We start from the raw sequence: 19,351 nt of genomic DNA, 5'->3' as shown, positions 1-19,351 counted from the left end.
GAAAAAACACCGCCCTGCTCGCGTCGCAGCTGGGCGACGCATGCATGGTGTGCGTTCGAATCGGGGTGGTTCGCCGGTCGCACCGTGCAGCGGGCGAGGACGCGATTGCACGGCTGTTTCTGGGAAATCAGTCTAGGGATCGGTGCAGGGCTTTGGAACGATTTTTTTTAGCTTAGGTTTTCCGCTTTCGTGATTAGCACGACGCTGGAGCGAATATCGCGGCGGCCGGGCCCTATAATGGCGCAACTGTCCGAATAACTCCGCGCGCACGGCCCCGGTCATGCGCGCCTGCGGTGCACTCATCGATGCAGAAAGTCATCCTGCCATTCCTGTCCGGCTTCCTGGCCGCCCTGTTCTTCCGCGAAGCCACGCTCGCACTCCTGCATACGGCCGACCTGATCGCCGCAACCGGCTTCTCCACGCAGCCGTTCGCGCCGCTCGGCATTCCTGAATTTGTCGCGAATGCGCTGATCAGTGCGTGCTGCGCGGTCCCGATGGCGTGGTTGTTGCGCGTATCGCCGGAACGCGAGGCGTCGTGGGTCGGCGCGCTGGTGTTCGGCGGCCTCGTACTGACGGTCGCCCGCGTATTCGCGATCGATCCGCTGCGCGGCATCTGGCCGACGGGCAACATGATGCCCGTTCTCGCCGCCGGCTTCGCGACGAACGCGGTCTGGGGCTTCGGCGCGCTCGTGTTCATGCGCGCGTTCATGTCGGACGGCGCGGGCGACGAGTAACGCCGGCGCCCTCCTCACGCCGGTTCGACCTCGGCCGAAGCGGCGCCCGCAAACGAACAGGCCGCCTGCACACGCAGGCGGCCTGTTCGTTTCGGCATCCGCGGTATCCCGCCCGCCTCAATCAGTCCCGCAGATTCCGCAGCGGATGCGTGTCGGCCGTCCACGGGCTGTCGAACATCGCGAGCACGTCCGCGTGCCCGACATCGGCGACCGCGCCGAAACGCCAGACCGGCCGGTGATCCTTGTCGACGATCAGCGCGCGCACGCCCTCGATCACGTCGCCGTGCGCGAACGTCGAACGCGTGAGATCGAGGTCGCGCCGCAGGCAATCGGCCATCGTTGCACCGCGCGCGCGCTCGACGACTTCGAGCGACACGGCCATCGACAGCGGAGACAGCTGTTCGCGCATGGCATGAACGGCCTTCCCGACCCATCCGTCGACGGCCGCGCAGTCCTGCTCGGCATCGAGCGACGCGAGGATCGCGCCGATATCGGGCTGCGCGAAATGCCGGTCGATCCCGGCGCGCGCATCGGCCAGCGCCGACGTGTCGGGCGTCGGCACGACCTTGTGCTCGGCCGCGGCGGCAGCGACGCAGGCGACCGCCTGCGCGCCGCTGTCGATGCGCGCGCTGCGCAGCGTGTCGAGCAGCGCCGGCAGTGCGGCATCGGGCAGATAGACGTCGGCGAGCTGCGCGTACAACGCACCGGCCGCGTCGAGCGTCGCGCCGGTCACCGCGAGATAGCGGCCGATCTCGCCGGGCGTGCGTGCGAGAAACCAGCTCATCCCAACGTCCGGGAACAGGCCGATGCGCGTTTCGGGCATCGCCATCTTCGTCGAGTCGGTCACGACGCGCAGGCCGCCCGTATGCCGGGCCGCCTGCGAGATGCCCATCCCGCCGCCCATCACGACACCGTGCATCAAAGCGACATACGGCTTCGGATACGTGAAGATCGTGTGGTTGAGCGTGTATTCCTCGATGAAGAACGTGTCGACCGCATCGCGGTCGCCGCGCTGCCATGCATCGTGGAAGAAGCGCACGTCGCCGCCCGCGCAGAACGCGCGCGGATGCGGGCTGTACACGACGACCGCGACGACCTCGGGATCGTCGCGCCACGCGTCGAGCGCCTGCTGCATCAGCCGGATCATGCCGACCGACAACGCGTTCAGCGCTTTCGGCCGGTTCAGTTCGAGAAAGCCGATGCGGTTCGCAACATAAGCGCGTACATCGGGCTGGGCGGTTTCGGCGGAAACGGCAGCGGAAGTGGAATCGGTCATGAGGGCCATCCGGCAAACGGCAGTCGCACGTTCAGTGCGCCTGCATCTTCGAGAACAGGTTCAGCACCACGACGCCCGCGATGATCAGCCCGAGGCCGATCACCGCCGGCAAGTCCGGCACCTGGCGATAGAGCAGCATCGCGACGAGCGTGATCAGCACGATCCCGGCGCCCGACCAGACTGCATAGATGATGCCGACGGGCATCGTGCGCAACGTGAGCGACAGGCAGTAGAACGCGATGCCGTATCCGGCGACTACGAGCATCGACGGCCACAAGCGCGTGAAGCCGTCCGCCGCACGCAGCGCGGACGTGCCGACCACCTCCGCGACGATCGCGATCGCGAGCCATGCGTAACCGGGAAGCTGCATCCGTCAGCTCCTTGCCAGCGCGAGCGCGGCGTAGTCGTGGCCGAGTTCGGCACACAGCGTCTCGACGACGAATTCGTGATCCGCGCGCTGCGGCAACCCGGACGCGGTGATCGAGCCGATCACGCCGGCACCGGCGACCGTCAGCGGAAACGACCCGCCGTACGGCGAATACTCGCCGATCGGCAGCCCGTGCTTGTCCGCGAGCGTCGCGCCGGACTGCTGGATGCGCAGGCCGATCGCATACGAGCTGCGCCGGAAGTGCGCGACGACGTTGCGCTTGCGGCGCACCCAGTCGGCGTTGTCGGGCGTCGCGCCGGCGAGCGCCGCATAGAACAGCGGCTGGCCGAACGTGACGATGTCGATCGCGATCGCATGGCCGCGCGACGTCGCGAGCGCATGCATCCGGTTGCCGAGCGCCCATGCGCGCGCCGGGTCGAAATGGGGAAACACGAGCGCCTGTTCCTGCGCGTCGATCGATTGAAGATCGTGAGCGATGTCCATGAATCCGTCGATGCAATAAAGAGAGTCGCAGCAGCGCCGACGCGATCGCGCACGGCGTCGCTGCCGAAGAAACGAAACAAACCGCTCGATTCTAGCGCACGCGCCCACCGTACCGTCCCCACAAGACGCGACATGCGATTGTCAGAAAGTGCTTGCACTCGTTCGGGTATCTCCTTATAATTCATTTCTTCGACGGACGCGGGGTGGAGCAGTCTGGCAGCTCGTCGGGCTCATAACCCGAAGGTCGTAGGTTCAAATCCTACCCCCGCAACCAAACGTCCAGATTCGTGCAAAAAGCCCGGCCCAGTGCCGGGCTTTTTGTTTTTCCGTCGTGTTCCCCGCCCCGCTTCACGCGGCCGCCCCTGCACTGCGTGCGCCATGCCGCCCGCATGCGCGTGCGTTCGAGAATGCCGCGCCCCGGTGATACACTCGCATCACCTCGTCCCTTCCATTCGACATGAAATTCTGCTCCGTCTGCGGTCACGAAGTCATCGCGCGCATTCCTCCGGGCGACAACCGCGAGCGCTTTGTCTGCGATCACTGCGGCACGATCCACTATCAGAATCCGCGCAACGTCGTCGGTACGGTCCCGGTCTGGGGCGATCAGATCCTGCTGTGCCGTCGCGCGATCGAACCGCGCTACGGCTTCTGGACGCTTCCCGCGGGCTTCATGGAAATGGGCGAGACGACGGCCGAGGCGGCCGCACGCGAAACGCTCGAGGAAGCCGGCGCGCGCGTCGAGGTGCAGAACCTGTTCACGCTGCTCAACGTGCCGCACGTGCACCAGGTTCACCTGTTCTATCTCGCGCGGCTCGTCGAGCCGGGTTTCGAAGCCGGCGAGGAAAGCCTCGAAGTGAAACTGTTCGACGAGGCCGACATCCCGTGGGACGAAATCGCGTTCCCGACCGTCAGCCAGACCCTGCGATTCTTCTTCGCCGATCGCGCCGCCGGCGATTACGGCGTGCACACCGGCGACATCTTCCGCTCGCTGCGCAACGGCTGAGCCTCCGCCCCATGGTCCCCTGGCTCGGCCCGGACGATCCGTTTCCGCCCATCGAGCGCGCGCTCGGTCCCGCAACCGGCGCGCCCGGGCTGCTCGCCGCCAGCGCCGACCTGCTGCCGTCACGCCTCATCGACGCATACCTGCGCGGCATTTTCCCGTGGTACTCCGACGGCCAGCCGGTACTGTGGTGGAGCCCCGATCCGCGCATGATCCTCGTGCCGGCCGAATTCAAGGTGTCGCCGTCGCTGCGCAAGACGCTGAAGCGCGTGCTGCGGGAGCCCGAATGGGAAGTGCGCGTGGATCACGACTTTCCGGGCGTGATGCGTGCCTGCGCGCAGGCACCGCGCCGCGGGCAGCGCGGCACGTGGATCACGGCCGAGATCATCGACGCGTACACGTCGCTGTACCGCACCGGCAACGCGCACAGCATCGAGACGTGGCGCGACGGGCGCCGTGTCGGCGGCCTGTACGGCGTATCGTTCGGGCGGATGTTTTTCGGCGAGTCGATGTATGCGGACGCGACCGACGCATCGAAAATCGCACTGGCCACGCTCATCGCGCACCTTCGCGGGCAGGGGCTGGAGATGATAGACTGCCAGCAGAATACGTCGCATCTAGCGTCGCTCGGCGGCCGCGAGATCGCACGCAAGGCCTTTGTCGCTCACGTGCGCAGCGCGGTAGCCGAACCGCCGATTCCGTGGCAGTTCGACAAGCGCGTGCTCGCCGCGCTGACGGGCCCCGCCGAAACGGCGCCCCCCTCCGGGATCGAGCGCTAGCGCGGCACTCCCTCCCTGCAACGAGAGCTGCCCATGACTCACCCGACTGAGCTGCCGCTTTCACCGCTTTCGGCGCTGCAATTCTATGCAACGGCGCCCTATCCGTGCAGCTATCTGGACGGCCGCGTCGCGCGCTCGCAAGTCGCGACGCCGAGCCACCTGATCAACTCCGACATCTACACCGAGCTCGTCAAGGCCGGCTTCCGCCGCTCGGGCGTCTTCACGTATCGCCCGTACTGCGACGGCTGCCGCGCGTGCGTGCCGGTGCGCGTCCCCGTCGGCGCATTCGCGCCGTCACGCACGCAGCGCCGGATGTGGAAGCGGCATCGCGCGCTCGTGGCAACGGTGTCGCCGCTGCACTACGACGAAGAGCACTACGCGCTCTACATGCGCTACCAGTCGGCGCGTCATGCGGGCGGCGGCATGGACCGCGACAGCCGCGACCAGTACGAGCAGTTCCTGCTGCAGAGCCGGATCAACTCGCGCCTCGTCGAATTCCGCGACCTCGATGCACCGGGCGGCGAGTCCGGCAAGCTGCGCATGGTCAGCATGATCGACATCCTCGGCGACGGGCTGTCGTCCGTCTACACGTTCTTCGAGCCCGACGACCTGCATACGAGCTACGGCACCTACAACATCCTGTGGCAGATCGAGCAGGCGAAGAGTCTCGGCCTGCCCTACGTGTACCTCGGCTACTGGATCCGCGAGAGCCCGAAGATGGCCTACAAGGCCAACTTCCATCCGCTCGAAGGGTTGATCGACGGCCGCTGGAAGATGCTCGATCCGGAACGGGTCGACCTGCCGCCCGTCGACGCGGCGCTGGCCCGCGCGCCGCTGCCGGGCGGGCATTCCGGCTCGAGCTGACGCCGGCGCGGCGGCAACGAAGCGAAGCGCGCCCCTGCCGCACAACTCCCGGTAAAATAGCGGGTTGTCATTCATTCCGGCCGTCCGCCCTATTCCCGTGTTCAGTTCCCTTTATCCGCTGGCCCGCGCATCCCTGTTCAAGATGGATGCGGAAGACGCTCACCACCTCACGCTGCGCGCGCTCGGCGCGGCCGGCCGCACGGGCCTCGCCTGCGCGCTGTCGGCGCGCGTGCCCGACGCGCCCCGCACCGTGATGGGGCTCACGTTCCGCAATCCGGTCGGTCTGGCGGCCGGCCTCGACAAGGACGGCGCAGCGATCGACGGCCTCGCGGCGCTCGGCTTCGGCTTCATCGAGGTCGGCACGGTCACGCCGCGCCCGCAGCCCGGCAACCCGCGCCCGCGGATGTTCCGCCTGCCGCAGGCCGAGGCGCTGATCAACCGGATGGGCTTCAACAACCACGGCGTCGACCAGTTCGTGAAGAACGTCCAGGCCGCCCGCTATCGCGGCATCCTGGGCCTGAACATCGGCAAGAACGCCGATACGCCGATCGAACGCGCCGCCGAGGACTACCTGTACTGCCTCGAGCGCGTGTACCCGTTCGCCAGCTACGTGACGATCAACATCTCGTCGCCGAACACGAAGAACCTGCGCCAGTTGCAGGGCGCGGGCGAGCTCGACGCGCTGCTCGCGGCACTGAAGGACAAGCAGCAGCGGCTTGCCGACCTGCACGGCAAGCTCGTGCCGCTCGCGCTGAAGATCGCGCCCGATCTCGACGACGAACAGGTCAAGGAAATCGGCGACACGCTGCTGCGCCACAAGATCGAAGCGGTCATCGCCACCAACACGACGCTGTCGCGCGCCGCCGTCCAGGGCCTGCCCCATGCCGACGAAGCCGGCGGGCTGTCGGGCCGCCCCGTGTTCGACGCGTCGAACGAGGTGATCCGCAAGCTGCACGCCGAAGTCGGCAGCGACGTGCCGATCATCGGCGTCGGCGGCATTTTCTCGGGCGAGGATGCCCGTGCCAAGCTCGCGGCCGGCGCGGCGCTCGTTCAGCTCTATACGGGCTTCATCTACCGCGGCCCCGCGCTCGTCGCCGAATGCGTGAAAGCCATCGCCCGCGAGCGCGCCGCGTAATATAGGCATAAACAAACGCTATTTAGAGATCGATTGCGTTTTTGCTATGATCGGCGCCGTTACCAGAATCAATGACCCGGACAGGGCAAGGAAACACACGATGAAGATTGCGCTGCTGAAGAAGCTGCTGGCTGCCGGCCTGATCGGCACGTCGCTCGCCGCCGCCACCGCCCATGCGGCCGACCTCCTCGACCAGGTGAAACAGCGCGGCGCGCTGCGGGTCGGGCTCGAAGGCACGTTCCCTCCGTTCAACTCGAAGAACCCGCAAGGCGAACTCGTCGGCTTCGACGTCGATATCGCGAAGGCCGTCGCCGCGAAGCTCGGCGTGAAGGCGGAATTCGTGACGACCGAATGGAGCGGCATCATCGCCGGCCTGCAGGCCGGCAAGTTCGACGTGATCGCCAACCAGGTCGGCATCACCGACAAGCGCAAGGAAACGCTCGACTTCTCGCCCGCGTACACTTACTCGTCCGCGCAGCTGATCCAGCGCAAGGACGACACGCGCGAGTTCAAGTCGCTGGACGACCTCAAGGGCAAGAAGCTCGGCGTCGCGCTCGGCACGAACTACATGGACATGGCGAAGTCGGTGCCCGGCATCGACGTGAAGACGTATCCGGGTGCGCCTGAGTACCTGCGCGATCTCGCGGCCGGCCGACTCGACGCGGCGCTCAATGATCGCCTGATGCTCGCCTACCTGACCAAGAATTCGCAACTGCCGCTGCGGCCGGGTGCGAACGTCGGTTCGGCGAACCCGTCGGGCATCCCGTTCAAGAAGGGCAACCCGAAGTTCCAGAAGGCGATCGACGACGCGATGGCACAACTCGAGGCCGACGGCACGTTCACGAAGATCTCGGACAAGTGGTTCGGCATCGACGTGACCAAGCCGATCAAGTAAGTACGCCTGCATTTCCCGCCTGACGGCGGACCGGACGGGGCGGCATCCACAACGATGCCGCCCTTTGTTTTATTCGTCCGGTTTATGATTGCGTTTTCGCGCACGCATTCGATTCGTATTCCATGTCGACAACGTCCCTGCTCGTCCAATCTCTGCCGGTGCTCGCCCAAGGCGCCGTGCTCACCGTCAAGTTCGCCGTGCTGTCGATGGTGTTCGGGCTGCTCGGCGCCGTCGTACTCGCGATGATGGGCGTCCGGCAAAGCGAAGCGCTCGAAGGCTTCGAACGCATCTGGGTCAACGCGCTCGCGTGGGTGGCGCGCGCCTACGTGAGCCTGATGCGCGGCACGCCGCTGCTGGTACAGATCTTCGTCATCTATTACGGACTGCCGAGCCTCGGCATCTCGCTCGACCCGACGCCGGCCGGCGTCATCGCGCTGTCCGCGAACGTCGCGGCCTACATGTCGGAAAGCATGCGCGGCGCGATCAGCGGGATCGCGCGCGGCCAATGGCTCGCCGCATACAGCCTCGGGTTGTCGTGGGGGCAGACACTGCGCTACGTGATCGGTCCGCAAGCGTTGCGCATCGCCGTGCCGAGCCTGTCGAACAGCCTGATCAGCCTGATCAAGGACACGTCGCTCGTGTCGGTGATCACCGTTACCGAACTGCTGCGCAGTGCGCAGGAAGTGATCGCGGCGACCTACCAGCCGCTGCCGCTCTATCTCGCCGCCGCCGCCGTGTACTGGATCCTGTGCCAGATCCTCGAATGGGTGCAGCGCTGGTACGAAAGGCGCCTGTCGCTGCCGTCGCGGCATTGAGCGCACACGGCGGGCCGGGCCACGCACACGCGCCCGGCCCGCTCCTCGCCGCTCATTCGCCCGAATAGCGCACACCGAGTGCGGCCCGCGCCGCATCGGTCATCGCGATCATCTGGCGCGAGCGATCGTGCGTCATGATCGGGCTTTCGGTGGCTCCCGCGCGCAGCAGGTCGCAGAAATGCGCGGTCTCGTAGTTCAGCCCGCCGCCTTCGGCCGGCGCATCGAGCTCCACAGTGCGCCCGTCCGCATAGCGGATCGTCGCGTGCGACGGGTTCCACCACTTCTCGTGAATCGTCACGTGGCCGCCGGCGGCGGCGATCAACGCGTCGCCGCGCCCCATCACGTCCAACCCGCAAAAGAGCTGCGCGATCCCGCCGTTCGCATGCACGCTGTTCAGGCTCGCGAACAGGTCGACACCCGTCGAGCCGACGCGGCCGAGCGTCTGCACGTCGAGCGCCGCACCGAGCCAGTCGACCGCGAGAAACGTTTCGTAGATCCCGATATCGAGCAGCGCACCGCCCGCGCGATCGAGGCGATACACGGGATGATCGTCCGGCACGGACGACGACGCGCACCCTGCCCGCACGAGCCGGATCTCGCCGATCGGATCGTCGCGCAGATGCGCACGCAACTGACGGTACAGCGGAAAGAACGGCGGCTTCATCGCCTCCATGAAGAGCCGTCCTGCTGCGCGCGCCGCATGCAGCACCGTGTCGAGCTGCGCGGCGTTCAGCGTCGCGGGCTTCTCGCACAGTACGGCCTTGCCGGCGGCAAGCGCGGCCAGCGTGTACTGCGCGTGACTGTCGTGAAGCGTGGCGATGTAGACCGCGTCGATATCGCTCGCGAGGAGCGCTTCGAGGCTCGTGGCGGGCGTGCCGCCGCACGCCCCGCAAAAGTCTGCCGCGGCATCGGCGCGGCGGGCCCAGGCACCGGCGAGCGTGGCGCCCGGCACATGCGCGAGGCTTTGCGCGAAGCGGCGCGCAATGCTGCCCGCGCCGACGATGCCGAAGCGCACCGGGCGATGGTCGTTGTCGTTCATCCTGATCTTCCGTGTCGGTCGTATGACGGCGGCCGGCACGCTGCCGGTCGTCCGTCATGATAAACGGCTCGCCGGCACACGATGAACGACACGCGCGATGTCAGGCACGCACGGGCACGTCGACCGAAAAATCGCGCGAGATCTCGTCGGCGCTGAAATCGATCAGCGCGAGCGACGCGGCTTCGGCTTCGCGCGGATCGCGACGCTCGATCGCGTCGACCACACGCGCATGCGCCTTCACCACGACGTCGTGCGCGCCCTCCTTTTGCGCGACGCGCGGATTCACGAGACGCACCGCGCCTCGCACGATCGTCGCCATCTGCTGGAAGAACTGGTTGCCGCTCGCCTGGACGATCCGCGTGTGCAACAGCTCGTCCGCCGTGTCGTAACCGAGGTCTCCCGGCTGCAACATCTTGAACGCATCGAATGCTTCGCGGATGCCCGCGATGTCGGCCGCCGTCGCGCGTACCGCCGCCTGCGCGGTCGCACGCGGCTCGATCAGCATCCGGAATTCGATGACGTCGCGCATGAATTGCGGATCGGGTTTCGCCCTGAACCGCCAGCTCACGACGTCCTCGTCGATCATGCGCCAGTCGCGCATCGGCCGCACGCGCGTACCGACTTTCGGACGCACGTCGAGCATGTCGCGCGCAAGCAACATCGACAGCGCCTCCCGCATCACGGTGCGACTCACATCGAACTCTTTCGACAGCACGTCCTGCGGCGGCAGGATGCCGCCGTACTTGTCCTCGACGATACCCGAGACAAGCCCATCCATCACTTTCGCGACCAGTGACCGGTCTTTGCCCTGCTCCATGACACCTCCCCGTGCGTCGATTTGCGAACACCTGCTCCGCAGTTCCGCCGGCCCTGGTTACGACTGTTCTTATGATCTATAAGTTGATGAGTTCGAGGATATTTCGCTATCTGGTAAACACCTGACAGGGTTATCCCTCTTTTTGTCGGGGTGATTTATACGACTAAAAAAAAGGCCCGGGAAGCGCTCTGCGCCTGCCGGACCCCGATTTCCACAAGATTTAAACATTCAATCCGTTACGGCATATGACACGCGCTACGGACTGCTTGTCATTTCTTTCAATTGGCCGAATAAACGATCGTTTCAACGCCGCTTTCCGTGCCGAGCAAGCACAGATTCGCACCGCGCTCTGCGAACAGGCCGACCGTCACGACGCCCGGCCACGCATTCGCCTGCGCTTCGAAACCACGCGGATCGGCAATCTGCAGCCCCTTCACGTCGATGATCTCGTTGCCGTTGTCGGTGATGTACGGCGCACCGTCCTTCGTCACGCGCAACACCGGAACGCCGCCCAGCGCAGTCACGCGCCGGCCGATCGCCGTGCGCGCCATCGGCACGACCTCGATCGGCAGCGGGAACGCGCCGAGGACCGGCACACGCTTGCTGGCGTCCGCGATGCACACGAACGTATCGGCCACCGAAGCGACGATCTTCTCGCGCGTCAGCGCGCCGCCGCCGCCCTTGATCATCGCGCCGCTCGCGTCGATCTCGTCGGCGCCGTCGACATACACCTGCAGCGAGTCGATCTCGTTCAGGTCGAACACCTTGATGCCGTGCGATTTCAGGCGCTCGGTGGTGGCGACCGAGCTCGATACGGCGCCGCGATAGCGCGACTTGACGACGGCGAGCGCGTCGATGAAGCAGTTGGCGGTCGATCCGGTGCCGACGCCGATCACGGCGCCTTCCGGCACGTTCTGGATCACGTAATCGGCGGCGGCCTGGCCGACGAGGCGTTTGAGTTCGTCTTGAGTCATGGAGTGGGAATGCTGCGGGATTGCGGAAAACCGCCAGTTTACCGGACTCGGATGACGATCCGCGTTTTTCGGCGCGCGGCGCGCGCTGGATTCAGGGTGCGCCCGCCGCCGGCGCGTTGTCCGCCGGCCGGGTGTCGGGGAAATACTTGTCGAGCAGCGCCTGCGCGATCGCATCGGTTTCGGCGTCCGGATTGCCGGCATAGTCGGACGGCCTGAAATGCATCTGGAATGCCGCGAATACGCGCCGCGTACCTGCGTCGAGCACGCCGTCGGTCGACACGTCGTAGCCGTAGCGCGCCAGCTTGAGCTGCAGCGCGCGCACATCGACCGGCGCATGCGGATCGCGCCCGCCGAGCCGCGCGGCCACGGTCGCGTCGTCCGGCCACGCGCCGACGCCGGCCAGCGCCAGCGCATGCCATGGAAACAGCGGCCCCGGATCGATCTTGCGTTGCGGCGCGATGTCGCTGTGTCCGACCACGCGCGTCGGCGGAATGCCGTAGCGCGCGACGATGTCCTGCGACAGGCGGGTCAGCGCGGCAACCTGTTCCGGCGGATACGGCTGCCAGGTGCGGTTCTGCGGATCGAGCGGGCCGCGGTTCACGTTCTCGATGCCGATCGACACCGCGTTCAGCTCCGTCGTGCCCTGCCACTCGCTGACGCCCGCGTGCCACGCACGTTCCGATTCCGGGACGAGCTGGTAGACGACGGGCATCCCGTGCTCGATGCGCGGTTGCGGCGGAATGACGTAATGCACGCTGACCGAATCGCCCGTCAACGTGCGCAGCGATTTTGCCTCGTCGCTTTCGGTGTAGTGCATCACGAGAAAGCGGACCCGCGAATCGGCACTGCGCGCGTGCAGGCTCGTGTCGGCGTAGTAGGTGCCGCGCTCGACGAGCGACGGCGACGTGCAGGCGGCCAGCAGGCACAACACGGCGCAGGATGCGCCGACGCGGAACAGGGTCATGGTCGCGGGCTCCGGAGAGCCGCGTGCCGCGGCGCGGCACGCGTCGTTGGGAACATTCGGGGCCCGCGCCCGGCGCGCGGGACGAACGGCGTCAGCCTTTCACGCGCCGCTGGCGCACGGCTTCGTACAGGCACACGCCGCTGGCGACCGACACGTTCAGGCTTTCGACGCTGCCGGCCATCGGGATGCTCATCACTTCGTCGCAGGTGTCGCGCGTGAGCCGGCGCATGCCTTCGCCTTCCGCGCCCATCACGAGCGCGACGGGGCCGTCGAGCTTCGTTTCGTACAGCGTCGACGACGCCTCGTCCGACGTGCCGATGATCCAGACGCCGGCGTCCTTCAGCTCGCGCAGCGCACGGGCGAGGTTCGTTACCGTGATGTACGGCACCGTATCGGCCGCGCCGCTCGCCACCTTGGCCGCGGTCGCGTTCAGGCCGACCGCGCGGTCGCGCGGCGCGATCACCGCGTGTGCGCCGGCCGAATCGGCGACCCGCAGGCACGCGCCGAGGTTGTGCGGATCGGTCACGCCGTCGAGCACGAGCAGCAGCGCCGGGCCCTGGATGCCGTCGAGCAGTTCGGACAGGTTCTGTGCGAGCGGAATGTCCTCGACCCGCGCGACGACGCCCTGGTGGCGCTCCGTATGGGCAAGGCCCCACAGGCGCGTTTCATCGGCCGCGATCAACCGCACGCCCGCTTCCTTCGCGGCGTGCAGGAAGTCCTGCATGCGGCGGTCGCGACGCGTCTGGTCGTACAGCACCTCCGCAACCGTCGATGCATCGTGCCGCAAACGTGCGGTCACCGCATGAAAACCGTAAAGAACCTTCAGACGTGACATGACTGGAACAACCTTCGCTCAAACATGCGGCCGCGCGACACGCGCAACCGCGATCCATGGAAAAGGAAAGCGCCGCGTGCCGGCCGATGGCCGGTGACGCGGCGTCTCTCGATACTGCGGGGCGTGCGCTTGCGCCGCCCCCGAACGCTCAATACTTCTTGCGGGCGCGCGCCTTCTTCGCGGCCAGCTTCGGCGCCGCCCCGCCATTGCCGCCGCTCTTCTTCTTCGCGGCGGCACGGGCGGCGCGCGCTTCCTTCACCGCGACGCTCGGCGCACTCGCGGCCTTCTTGCGACGCGGTGCGGCTTCCTCCGCCTGCGGCAGCGCGCGGACGCGCGGGCCGTTGCGGTCGACGCCGCCGCCTGCCGCGGCCGGCGCGGGCGACGGGCGCGGCGCCTTCACCGGCGTATCGCGCACGAGGCGGAAATCGATCTTGCGCGCGTCGAGATCGACGCGGCTCACCTGCACGCGCACGCGATCGGACAGGCGATAGCGGATGCCCGTCCGCTCGCCGCGCAGCTCGTTCTTGATCTCGTCGTACTGGAAGTAGTCCGAGCCGAGTTCGGTGACGTGCACGAGCCCCTCGATGAACAGCGTGTCGAGCTGCACGAAGATGCCGAACGACGTGACGCCGTTCACCATCCCGCCGTACTCCTCGCCGAGCTTGTCGCGCATGAAGTAGCACTTGAGCCACGCCTCGACGTCGCGCGAGGCTTCGTCCGCGCGGCGTTCGTTTGCCGAGCAGTGCAGCCCGAGCTCTTCCCAGATCGCCGTGTTCGGGCGCGCGCGGCCGCGCGTTTCGTCGTCGGCCTGCTGCATCGCACGGGCACGCGGCGACAGCGCGGTGTTCAGCTCGAAGCCGTCCGGCGCCTTCGGCACGTATTTCTTGCCGGACAGGATCGCGTAGATCGCACGGTGCGTGAGCAGGTCCGGATAGCGGCGGATCGGGCTCGTGAAGTGCGCATACGCCTCGTAGGCGAGGCCGAAGTGACCGATGTTGTCCGGGCTGTAGACGGCCTGCTGCATCGAGCGCAGCAGCATCGGCTGCAGCATCTGTGCGTCGGGCCGATCGCGGATCTGCGCCATCAGCGCCGCGTAATCGCTCGCATGCGGCTTGTCGCCGCCGCCGAGCGACAAGCCCATGCCGCGCAGGAACGCGCGCAGGTTCTCGAGCTTCTCCGGCGTCGGGCCCGCGTGCACGCGATACAGGCCCGGATGCTTGTTGCGCTTCAGGAAATCGGCCGCGCAGACGTTCGCGGCCAGCATGCATTCCTCGATCAGCTTGTGTGCATCGTTGCGCTGGCGCGGCACGATCTGCTCGATCTTGCCCTGCGAATTGCAGACGATGTAGGTCTCGGTCGTGTCGAAGTCGATCGCGCCGCGCTTCTGACGTGCGGCGAACAGCGACTTGTAGACGCCGTACAGATCCTGCAGGTGCGGCAGCAGATCGGCGCGGCGCGCGGCCTCCGGCCCCTTCGTGTTCGACAACACGGCCGCGACTTCGGTATAGGTCAGACGCGCAGCCGAATGGATCACGGCCGGATAGAACTGGTACGCCTTGATTTCGCCGCGCGCGGTGATCACCATGTCGCACGCGAGCACGCAACGGTCGACCTGCGGATTCAGCGAGCACAGGCCGTTCGACAGCTTCTCCGGCAACATCGGGATCACGCGGCGCGGAAAATAGACCGACGTGCTGCGCTCGAGCGCATCGGCATCGAGCCCGCTGCCGGGCTGGACGTAATGCGACACGTCGGCGATCGCGACGATCAACCGGTAGCCGTCGCCGCGACCGACCTTGACCGGCTCGCAGTAGACGGCGTCGTCGAAGTCGCGTGCGTCTTCGCCGTCGATCGTCACGAGCGGCACGTCGCGCAGGTCGACGCGGAAGCGCAGGTCCGTCGGCCGCACCTTGTCCGGCAGCGCGGCGGCTTCGTCGAGCGCAGGCTGGCTGAATTCGTGCGGCACGCCGTACTTGCGCACCGCGATTTCGATTTCCATGCCCGGATCGTCGATGTCGCCGAGCACCTCGACGACACGGCCGAGCGGTTGCGAATGACGGCTCGGAAAATCGGTCAGCTCGACGACGACGACCTGCCCGACCTTCGCCTTCTTCACGTTCTGCGTGATCAGGATGTCGTGGCCGATGCGCTTGTCTTCCGGCGCGACGATCAGCGCGCCGTTCTCGTTGAGCAGGCGGCCGATCACGCGCTTGTTCGCGCGCTCGGTGACTTCGACGACGTGCCCTTCCGGGCGGCCGCGGCGATCGTAGCCGACGATCCGCGCGAGCACGCGATCGTTGTGCATCACCTTCTGCATCTCGCCGTTCGGCAGGAACAGATCGTCCTGGCCGTCGTCGCGGATCACGAACCCGTAGCCGTCGCGATGCCCCTGCACGCGCCCGGCGACGAAGTTCGACGGATGGGTCAACTGATAATGGCCACGCTTGTCGAGGCGGATCTGGCCGTCGCGCTCCATCGCGGCGACCCGTCGGAAGAACCCCTCGCGCTCCTGACGCTTGATCGACAGGGCTTCGGCGATGTCGTTGGCGGCCAGCGGCGCGTCGCTCGTACGCAGCACGCCGAGAATTTCTTCACGGCTCGGAATGGGGTACGGATATTTGCTCAAGGGTTTGTCGATGATTGTTCTCGTTGCGTTGGCTGATGGTGCACGGCATCAACATAGAGGTGTCCTTCAGACAGTTCTATATTGACGGCGGCGGGTCATTCTATCACCCGCCCGTGTCGCCAAATGACGGGAATGCCGCGCGCGGGCGCGACGGCAGCCGGTTTGCGATGCATCGCAAAAAAGTGTTGACACAATTAATTGGGGCGCTATAATTTCACTTCTTTGCAGCACATAGCTACTGCAAAACGTGCCCAGGTGGCGGAATTGGTAGACGCACTAGGTTCAGGTCCTAGCGGTGGCAACATCGTGGAGGTTCGAGTCCTCTCCTGGGCACCATCTGTTTTATGAAAAGGCCGGCTTATGCCGGCCTTTTTTCATTTCCGGCCACGCACATCGGCACGGCAAATCGCTCGAGATACCCTGGCGCGATTCGCCGAATTCGTCCTTCGAGGATTTCCGCAACTGCGCATCGGGCCCTGCCTGCGCGATCGCCGGAATCCGTCTCGCCAACCACCCCGCTTCCATCTACGCGCGATCCATCGCACATCGATCGATCGCACTGCGCGCACGCTCGGCCAGCCCCGCCCCGTCGATCGACAGCTTTCGGGCCGACGCAACGCGGTTGCGATGGAACGCCCGGATCGTGGCGGCGAACAACCCGCCTGTCACGTTGACGCAAAAGATCCACGACCAGCGTTGGTCGCCTGCGATCCAGCCGCCGCACACTGCTCGACCAGCTCACTCACCCTCGGCGATCGGTGCGCCGAGATTGCCGGAAATGGCCGGAGTCGCGACGTCGTCGATAGTCGATAGACGTGTAAAGCGCAGATCGATCGCCCAGCGCACGCAGGTGCAGCGCGATCCCGGCCGGGCATTCACGCTTATGCCCAACGGTCGGATCGTTAGCAGAATTTATCGGTTATCGTCCGCCGCCCCGGTTGGTAGGTTTGCCGGTTCGATCCGCTGCAACGAACCCAACCAGGAGTACGACTCATGACGTCGATGAACCGCCGCGCGTTCGCGCGCACGATGCTGGCCGCCGGCCTCGCTGCCGCTGGCGTCCGCGCGCACGCCGCAGATACCCCGGACGCGCTGCGCATCGGCTACCAGAAATCGTCGACGCTCATCACGTTGCTCAAGACCCGCGGCACGCTCGAGCAGGCGCTGGCGCCACTCGGCCTGCGCGTATCGTGGCACGAGTTCGCGAGCGGACTGCCGCTGACCGAAGCGCTCAACGTCGGCGCCGTCGACTTCAGCGCCGATGTCGCCGACACGGTGCCGGTTTTCGCCCAGGCCGCGCATGCGCGTTTCGTGTATGTCGCACAGGAAGCGCCGTCGCCGAAAGCCCAGGCGATCGTCGTCAAGCAGGACGGCGCGCTCCGCACGCTCGCCGACCTCAAGGGCACGCGCATCGCGACGACCAAGGCGGCCGGCAGCCACTACCTGCTGCTCGCCGCGCTCGAACGCGCGAAGCTCGCGCCCGCCGACGTCGCGATTCACTACCTGACGCCCGCGGACGGCCGCGCGGCATTCGAGCGCGGCAGCGTGGACGCATGGATCACATGGGATCCCTACGTCGCATCGGTCGACAGGCATCCCGACGTGCGGATTCTGGCCGACGGCAGCGGGCTCGCGTCGTACCAGCGCTACTACCTCGCATCGAGCAGTTTCGCCGCCGCGCGACCCGACGTCGTGCAGATCCTGTTCGACCGGTTGTCGCAAGCCGGCACGTGGCTGCGCGATCACCCGCAGGACGCCGCGAACACGCTCGCGCCGATCTGGGGACTCGACGCGACGACGATCGCGCGCGCGAACGCGCGACGCAGCTACCTCGTTCGCGCCGTCGTCGCGCAAAACTTCGGCGAACAGCAAAAGATCGCCGACACGTTCCTCGCAGCCGGACTGCTGCCGACTCGCGTCGATACGGGACAGGCGCTGCGCTGGAATTTCGCGACGAAACGCGCGGAGTCGGTCGGCGCATGAGGCTCGCTCACGCGTGGGTCGAATATTTTTATCGCCCAGGATGAAATTGTGTTGACAGCCTTTGAAGACACGCTACAATAGCGGTCTTCGCATCGCAGCAAGCGAAACGTGCCCAGGTGGCGGAATTGGTAGACGCACTAGGTTCAGGTCCTAGCGGTGGCAACATCGTGGAGGTTCGAGTCCTCTCCTGGGCACCACTTATTTGAAAAGGCCGGCTTTTAGCCGGCCTTTTTTCATTTCCGGTTCGGGCATCCCGGGCAGCATCGGCGCGGCGAGTTCTCGGCGCTCGACATCCGCAGCCGACACCCATCGAGCACCTCGATCGCGCATCGGCCCCACCCGCCCGGCTACCGGACAGCCGCCGGCGGATGCCTGCCCGGCCGCCGACCTCAGACGCCGTTCCAGCGTTTCGCCGCAATCGCGACACGCTCGCCCAGCACTTCGGCCGTCTTCCGGTCGCTCTCGAGAATCGCGTCCCCACCCTGGTCGGCATTCGCCTGCGCCATCGCGCCGAGGAACGACCCAAGCCGGTTCAGGTCGTTGACCGAGCCCGTGCTGCTGTTGTTGCCGGGCATCAGGCCAAGGCTCACCCACAGCATCTGGTGCTGGGCCGCGAAGACGGACAGTTGCTGCAACGTCGCCAGTTTGTCGCCGCTTTGCGAAGCCGACACGGTAAAGCCGGCCGCCAGCTTGTCCCGCCACTTGCCCCAATACTTCGACGATGCGTCCATGAAGCCCTTGAACGGCGCGGACGCGCTACCCATGTAGGTCGGCGAACCGAAGATGATCGCCTTCGCATCGCGCTCCAGATACTCCCAGTGCTCGTCGATCGCGTCGACCGGGATCAGCTTGACCGACGCGCCGTCGACTTTCTCGACGCCACGCGCGACCGCATCCGCGATGACGGCCGCGTGGCCGTAGCCGCTATGAAAAACCACTGCGATTTCAGACATGAAGGACTCCTTATCGCGGATCACTCCGCTTCAACAAAAACGTTACCGCGATAGTAACAGAAATGATCGCAACGCAAGCGACTTCGCTCGCATCCGTCACGCGCCACATAACGACCGACAACCGGACGCTGAACGCGGCACCGCCGGGCAGCCACCGCCTGCACGCGCGAGTCGGCGCGGCACGACGGGCCCCCGTCGACAATGACAATAAGTCCTCCGGCGAAAAACGAGAACCCGCGCCCAGGAAATTCGCTCGTTCCTGTTCGGCGGCAATCGCTGGAATCGGGACCGTTCACGCGGCAGCGTTCAGTCACAGTGCATCGGACACGCGCCCCGTCGGCGCATCACATCAAGGATTCGACGAAATCTGTTGACACGCCCTTCAGTCACGCTATAATTGCTGTCTTTCGCGATGCAGCAAACGCGAAACGTGCCCAGGTGGCGGAATTGGTAGACGCACTAGGTTCAGGTCCTAGCGGTGGCAACATCGTGGAGGTTCGAGTCCTCTCCTGGGCACCATCTGTTTCATGAAAAGGCCGGCTTTTAGCCGGCCTTTTCTCATTTCCGGCCCCGCGTCGCATCCCCCTCGCGACGTGACATCCCCCTGCCTCTCGCCATCTTCCGCGCAAGCCGACGTTGCCACGTCCGCAACTACGCCGCCACGCGAACCCAAACGCGATCGATCCCCGTTCCCCGCAGTTCTCAGGCCGCCCTGCTCCACGATAAAACCGGGATTTCCCTAGGCTGACATGCCCGCATTCGCGCGGTTAAATAAATCAACGTGATTTATT

General features: G+C 66.1%; 19 protein-coding genes and 4 tRNA genes. 13 read left to right on the top strand and 10 right to left on the bottom strand.

The window, feature by feature from the left end:
• The first annotated feature begins 305 nt into the window (after positions 1–305).
• The gene (locus GQ57_RS14900) at positions 306–734 is read left to right on the top strand and encodes a hypothetical protein (protein ID WP_031398596.1); all 429 of its coding nucleotides are present in this window, start codon (positions 306–308) and stop codon (positions 732–734) included.
• A gap of 121 nt (positions 735–855) precedes the next feature.
• Here the strand turns inward: GQ57_RS14900 and GQ57_RS14895 are convergent, their stop codons facing one another.
• Genes GQ57_RS14895 through GQ57_RS14885 form a run of 3 tightly spaced genes read right to left on the bottom strand, consistent with a single transcriptional unit; the run spans position 856 to position 2,881 of the window.
• Positions 856–2,010, bottom strand: coding sequence for an enoyl-CoA hydratase/isomerase family protein (locus tag GQ57_RS14895; RefSeq protein ID WP_034198238.1), 1,155 nt, complete (start codon positions 2,008–2,010; stop codon positions 856–858).
• 31 nt (positions 2,011–2,041) lie between these two features.
• On the bottom strand, positions 2,042–2,380 hold the full coding sequence (locus GQ57_RS14890; protein ID WP_031398594.1) for a DMT family transporter: 339 nt from the start codon (positions 2,378–2,380) through the stop codon (positions 2,042–2,044).
• Positions 2,381–2,383: 3 nt separating this feature from the next.
• Positions 2,384–2,881 carry a heme-degrading domain-containing protein gene (locus tag GQ57_RS14885; protein WP_034198237.1) on the bottom strand — a complete coding sequence of 166 codons (498 nt, stop codon included), beginning with the start codon at positions 2,879–2,881 and terminating at the stop codon, positions 2,384–2,386.
• Between the two features lie 197 nt (positions 2,882–3,078).
• Between GQ57_RS14885 and GQ57_RS14880 the strand changes: the two genes are divergently transcribed.
• The 7 genes from GQ57_RS14880 to GQ57_RS14850 all read left to right on the top strand — a co-directional run bounded on the left by GQ57_RS14880 (position 3,079) and on the right by GQ57_RS14850 (position 8,369).
• Positions 3,079–3,155, top strand: a tRNA-Met gene (locus GQ57_RS14880).
• A gap of 183 nt (positions 3,156–3,338) precedes the next feature.
• Positions 3,339–3,884 (top strand): NUDIX hydrolase, encoded by a 546-nt coding sequence (locus GQ57_RS14875; RefSeq protein WP_031398592.1) that lies wholly within the window; start codon positions 3,339–3,341, stop codon positions 3,882–3,884.
• A gap of 11 nt (positions 3,885–3,895) precedes the next feature.
• Complete coding sequence (aat, locus tag GQ57_RS14870) at positions 3,896–4,660, top strand: leucyl/phenylalanyl-tRNA--protein transferase (protein WP_031398591.1); 765 nt, start codon at positions 3,896–3,898, stop codon at positions 4,658–4,660.
• Between the two features lie 33 nt (positions 4,661–4,693).
• Positions 4,694–5,524 (top strand): arginyltransferase, encoded by an 831-nt coding sequence (locus GQ57_RS14865; RefSeq protein WP_031398590.1) that lies wholly within the window; start codon positions 4,694–4,696, stop codon positions 5,522–5,524.
• Between the two features lie 97 nt (positions 5,525–5,621).
• Positions 5,622–6,659 (top strand): quinone-dependent dihydroorotate dehydrogenase, encoded by a 1,038-nt coding sequence (locus GQ57_RS14860; RefSeq protein WP_031398589.1) that lies wholly within the window; start codon positions 5,622–5,624, stop codon positions 6,657–6,659.
• 100 nt (positions 6,660–6,759) lie between these two features.
• Positions 6,760–7,554 (top strand): cystine ABC transporter substrate-binding protein, encoded by a 795-nt coding sequence (locus GQ57_RS14855; RefSeq protein ID WP_031398588.1) that lies wholly within the window; start codon positions 6,760–6,762, stop codon positions 7,552–7,554.
• A 122-nt stretch (positions 7,555–7,676) separates the two neighbouring features.
• A complete protein-coding gene (locus GQ57_RS14850; RefSeq protein WP_031398587.1) occupies positions 7,677–8,369 on the top strand; it encodes an amino acid ABC transporter permease in 693 nt (230 codons plus the stop codon).
• A 52-nt stretch (positions 8,370–8,421) separates the two neighbouring features.
• Here the strand turns inward: GQ57_RS14850 and GQ57_RS14845 are convergent, their stop codons facing one another.
• The 6 genes from GQ57_RS14845 to rnr form a co-directional block, all read right to left on the bottom strand.
• A complete protein-coding gene (locus GQ57_RS14845; protein ID WP_034198236.1) occupies positions 8,422–9,408 on the bottom strand; it encodes a Gfo/Idh/MocA family protein in 987 nt (328 codons plus the stop codon).
• 100 nt (positions 9,409–9,508) lie between these two features.
• Complete coding sequence (locus tag GQ57_RS14840) at positions 9,509–10,225, bottom strand: FadR/GntR family transcriptional regulator (RefSeq protein WP_034198235.1); 717 nt, start codon at positions 10,223–10,225, stop codon at positions 9,509–9,511.
• A 278-nt stretch (positions 10,226–10,503) separates the two neighbouring features.
• Complete coding sequence (rpiA, locus tag GQ57_RS14835; RefSeq protein WP_034198234.1) at positions 10,504–11,199, bottom strand: ribose-5-phosphate isomerase RpiA; 696 nt, start codon at positions 11,197–11,199, stop codon at positions 10,504–10,506.
• Positions 11,200–11,290: 91 nt separating this feature from the next.
• Positions 11,291–12,163: an N-acetylmuramoyl-L-alanine amidase gene (locus GQ57_RS14830; RefSeq protein WP_031398583.1), complete on the bottom strand. Its 873-nt coding sequence runs from the start codon at positions 12,161–12,163 to the stop codon at positions 11,291–11,293.
• Positions 12,164–12,254: 91 nt separating this feature from the next.
• The gene (rlmB, locus tag GQ57_RS14825) at positions 12,255–12,998 is read right to left on the bottom strand and encodes a 23S rRNA (guanosine(2251)-2'-O)-methyltransferase RlmB (RefSeq protein WP_031398582.1); all 744 of its coding nucleotides are present in this window, start codon (positions 12,996–12,998) and stop codon (positions 12,255–12,257) included.
• Between the two features lie 148 nt (positions 12,999–13,146).
• Positions 13,147–15,624, bottom strand: a complete 2,478-nt coding sequence (gene rnr, locus GQ57_RS14820; protein WP_034198233.1) for a ribonuclease R — start codon at positions 15,622–15,624, stop codon at positions 13,147–13,149.
• A gap of 249 nt (positions 15,625–15,873) precedes the next feature.
• On the opposite strand from rnr, the gene GQ57_RS14815 reads away from it, so the two are divergent.
• The 4 genes from GQ57_RS14815 to GQ57_RS14800 all read left to right on the top strand — a co-directional run bounded on the left by GQ57_RS14815 (position 15,874) and on the right by GQ57_RS14800 (position 17,804).
• A tRNA-Leu gene (locus tag GQ57_RS14815) sits at positions 15,874–15,960 on the top strand.
• Entirely contained in the window at positions 15,920–16,621 is a 702-nt protein-coding gene (locus tag GQ57_RS41655) for a hypothetical protein (protein WP_152603255.1), read from the top strand. Before GQ57_RS14815 ends, GQ57_RS41655 begins: the two co-directional genes overlap by 41 nt.
• Complete coding sequence (locus tag GQ57_RS14805) at positions 16,618–17,607, top strand: aliphatic sulfonate ABC transporter substrate-binding protein (protein WP_031398579.1); 990 nt, start codon at positions 16,618–16,620, stop codon at positions 17,605–17,607. Before GQ57_RS41655 ends, GQ57_RS14805 begins: the two co-directional genes overlap by 4 nt.
• Before the next feature lie 110 nt (positions 17,608–17,717).
• Positions 17,718–17,804, top strand: a tRNA-Leu gene (locus GQ57_RS14800).
• 192 nt (positions 17,805–17,996) lie between these two features.
• On the opposite strand, the gene GQ57_RS14795 is transcribed toward GQ57_RS14800, so the two are convergent.
• The gene (locus GQ57_RS14795) at positions 17,997–18,560 is read right to left on the bottom strand and encodes a flavodoxin family protein (RefSeq protein WP_031398578.1); all 564 of its coding nucleotides are present in this window, start codon (positions 18,558–18,560) and stop codon (positions 17,997–17,999) included.
• A 432-nt stretch (positions 18,561–18,992) separates the two neighbouring features.
• Between GQ57_RS14795 and GQ57_RS14790 the strand changes: the two genes are divergently transcribed.
• Positions 18,993–19,079: transfer RNA gene (locus GQ57_RS14790), tRNA-Leu, on the top strand.
• Positions 19,080–19,351: the final 272 nt, after the last annotated feature.

It is taken from the genome of Burkholderia sp. MSh2, assembly GCF_000731655.1.
Classification (GTDB): Bacteria; Pseudomonadota; Gammaproteobacteria; order Burkholderiales; family Burkholderiaceae; genus Burkholderia; species Burkholderia paludis.
The sequence above is the reverse complement of the archived record's forward strand: the minus strand, read 5'-3'. Positions and strand labels throughout refer to the sequence as shown.

Bases quoted from the DNA above. Each gene is read 5' to 3' on its own strand.
- GQ57_RS14875 (WP_031398592.1), top strand. From the start codon at position 3,339: ATGAAATTCTGCTCCGTCTGCGGTCACGAAGTCATCGCGCGCATTCCT.
- GQ57_RS14805 (WP_031398579.1), top strand. From the start codon at position 16,618: ATGACGTCGATGAACCGCCGCGCGTTCGCGCGCACGATGCTGGCCGCC.
- GQ57_RS14850 (WP_031398587.1), top strand. From the start codon at position 7,677: ATGTCGACAACGTCCCTGCTCGTCCAATCTCTGCCGGTGCTCGCCCAA.
- GQ57_RS14855 (WP_031398588.1), top strand. From the start codon at position 6,760: ATGAAGATTGCGCTGCTGAAGAAGCTGCTGGCTGCCGGCCTGATCGGC.
- rlmB (WP_031398582.1), bottom strand. From the start codon at position 12,998: ATGTCACGTCTGAAGGTTCTTTACGGTTTTCATGCGGTGACCGCACGT.
- GQ57_RS14865 (WP_031398590.1), top strand. From the start codon at position 4,694: ATGACTCACCCGACTGAGCTGCCGCTTTCACCGCTTTCGGCGCTGCAA.
- GQ57_RS14845 (WP_034198236.1), bottom strand. From the start codon at position 9,408: ATGAACGACAACGACCATCGCCCGGTGCGCTTCGGCATCGTCGGCGCG.
- GQ57_RS14885 (WP_034198237.1), bottom strand. From the start codon at position 2,881: ATGGACATCGCTCACGATCTTCAATCGATCGACGCGCAGGAACAGGCG.
- aat (WP_031398591.1), top strand. From the start codon at position 3,896: ATGGTCCCCTGGCTCGGCCCGGACGATCCGTTTCCGCCCATCGAGCGC.
- GQ57_RS14895 (WP_034198238.1), bottom strand. From the start codon at position 2,010: ATGACCGATTCCACTTCCGCTGCCGTTTCCGCCGAAACCGCCCAGCCC.
- GQ57_RS14830 (WP_031398583.1), bottom strand. From the start codon at position 12,163: ATGACCCTGTTCCGCGTCGGCGCATCCTGCGCCGTGTTGTGCCTGCTG.
- GQ57_RS14900 (WP_031398596.1), top strand. From the start codon at position 306: ATGCAGAAAGTCATCCTGCCATTCCTGTCCGGCTTCCTGGCCGCCCTG.
- GQ57_RS14795 (WP_031398578.1), bottom strand. From the start codon at position 18,560: ATGTCTGAAATCGCAGTGGTTTTTCATAGCGGCTACGGCCACGCGGCC.
- GQ57_RS14890 (WP_031398594.1), bottom strand. From the start codon at position 2,380: ATGCAGCTTCCCGGTTACGCATGGCTCGCGATCGCGATCGTCGCGGAG.
- GQ57_RS14840 (WP_034198235.1), bottom strand. From the start codon at position 10,225: ATGGAGCAGGGCAAAGACCGGTCACTGGTCGCGAAAGTGATGGATGGG.
- rpiA (WP_034198234.1), bottom strand. From the start codon at position 11,199: ATGACTCAAGACGAACTCAAACGCCTCGTCGGCCAGGCCGCCGCCGAT.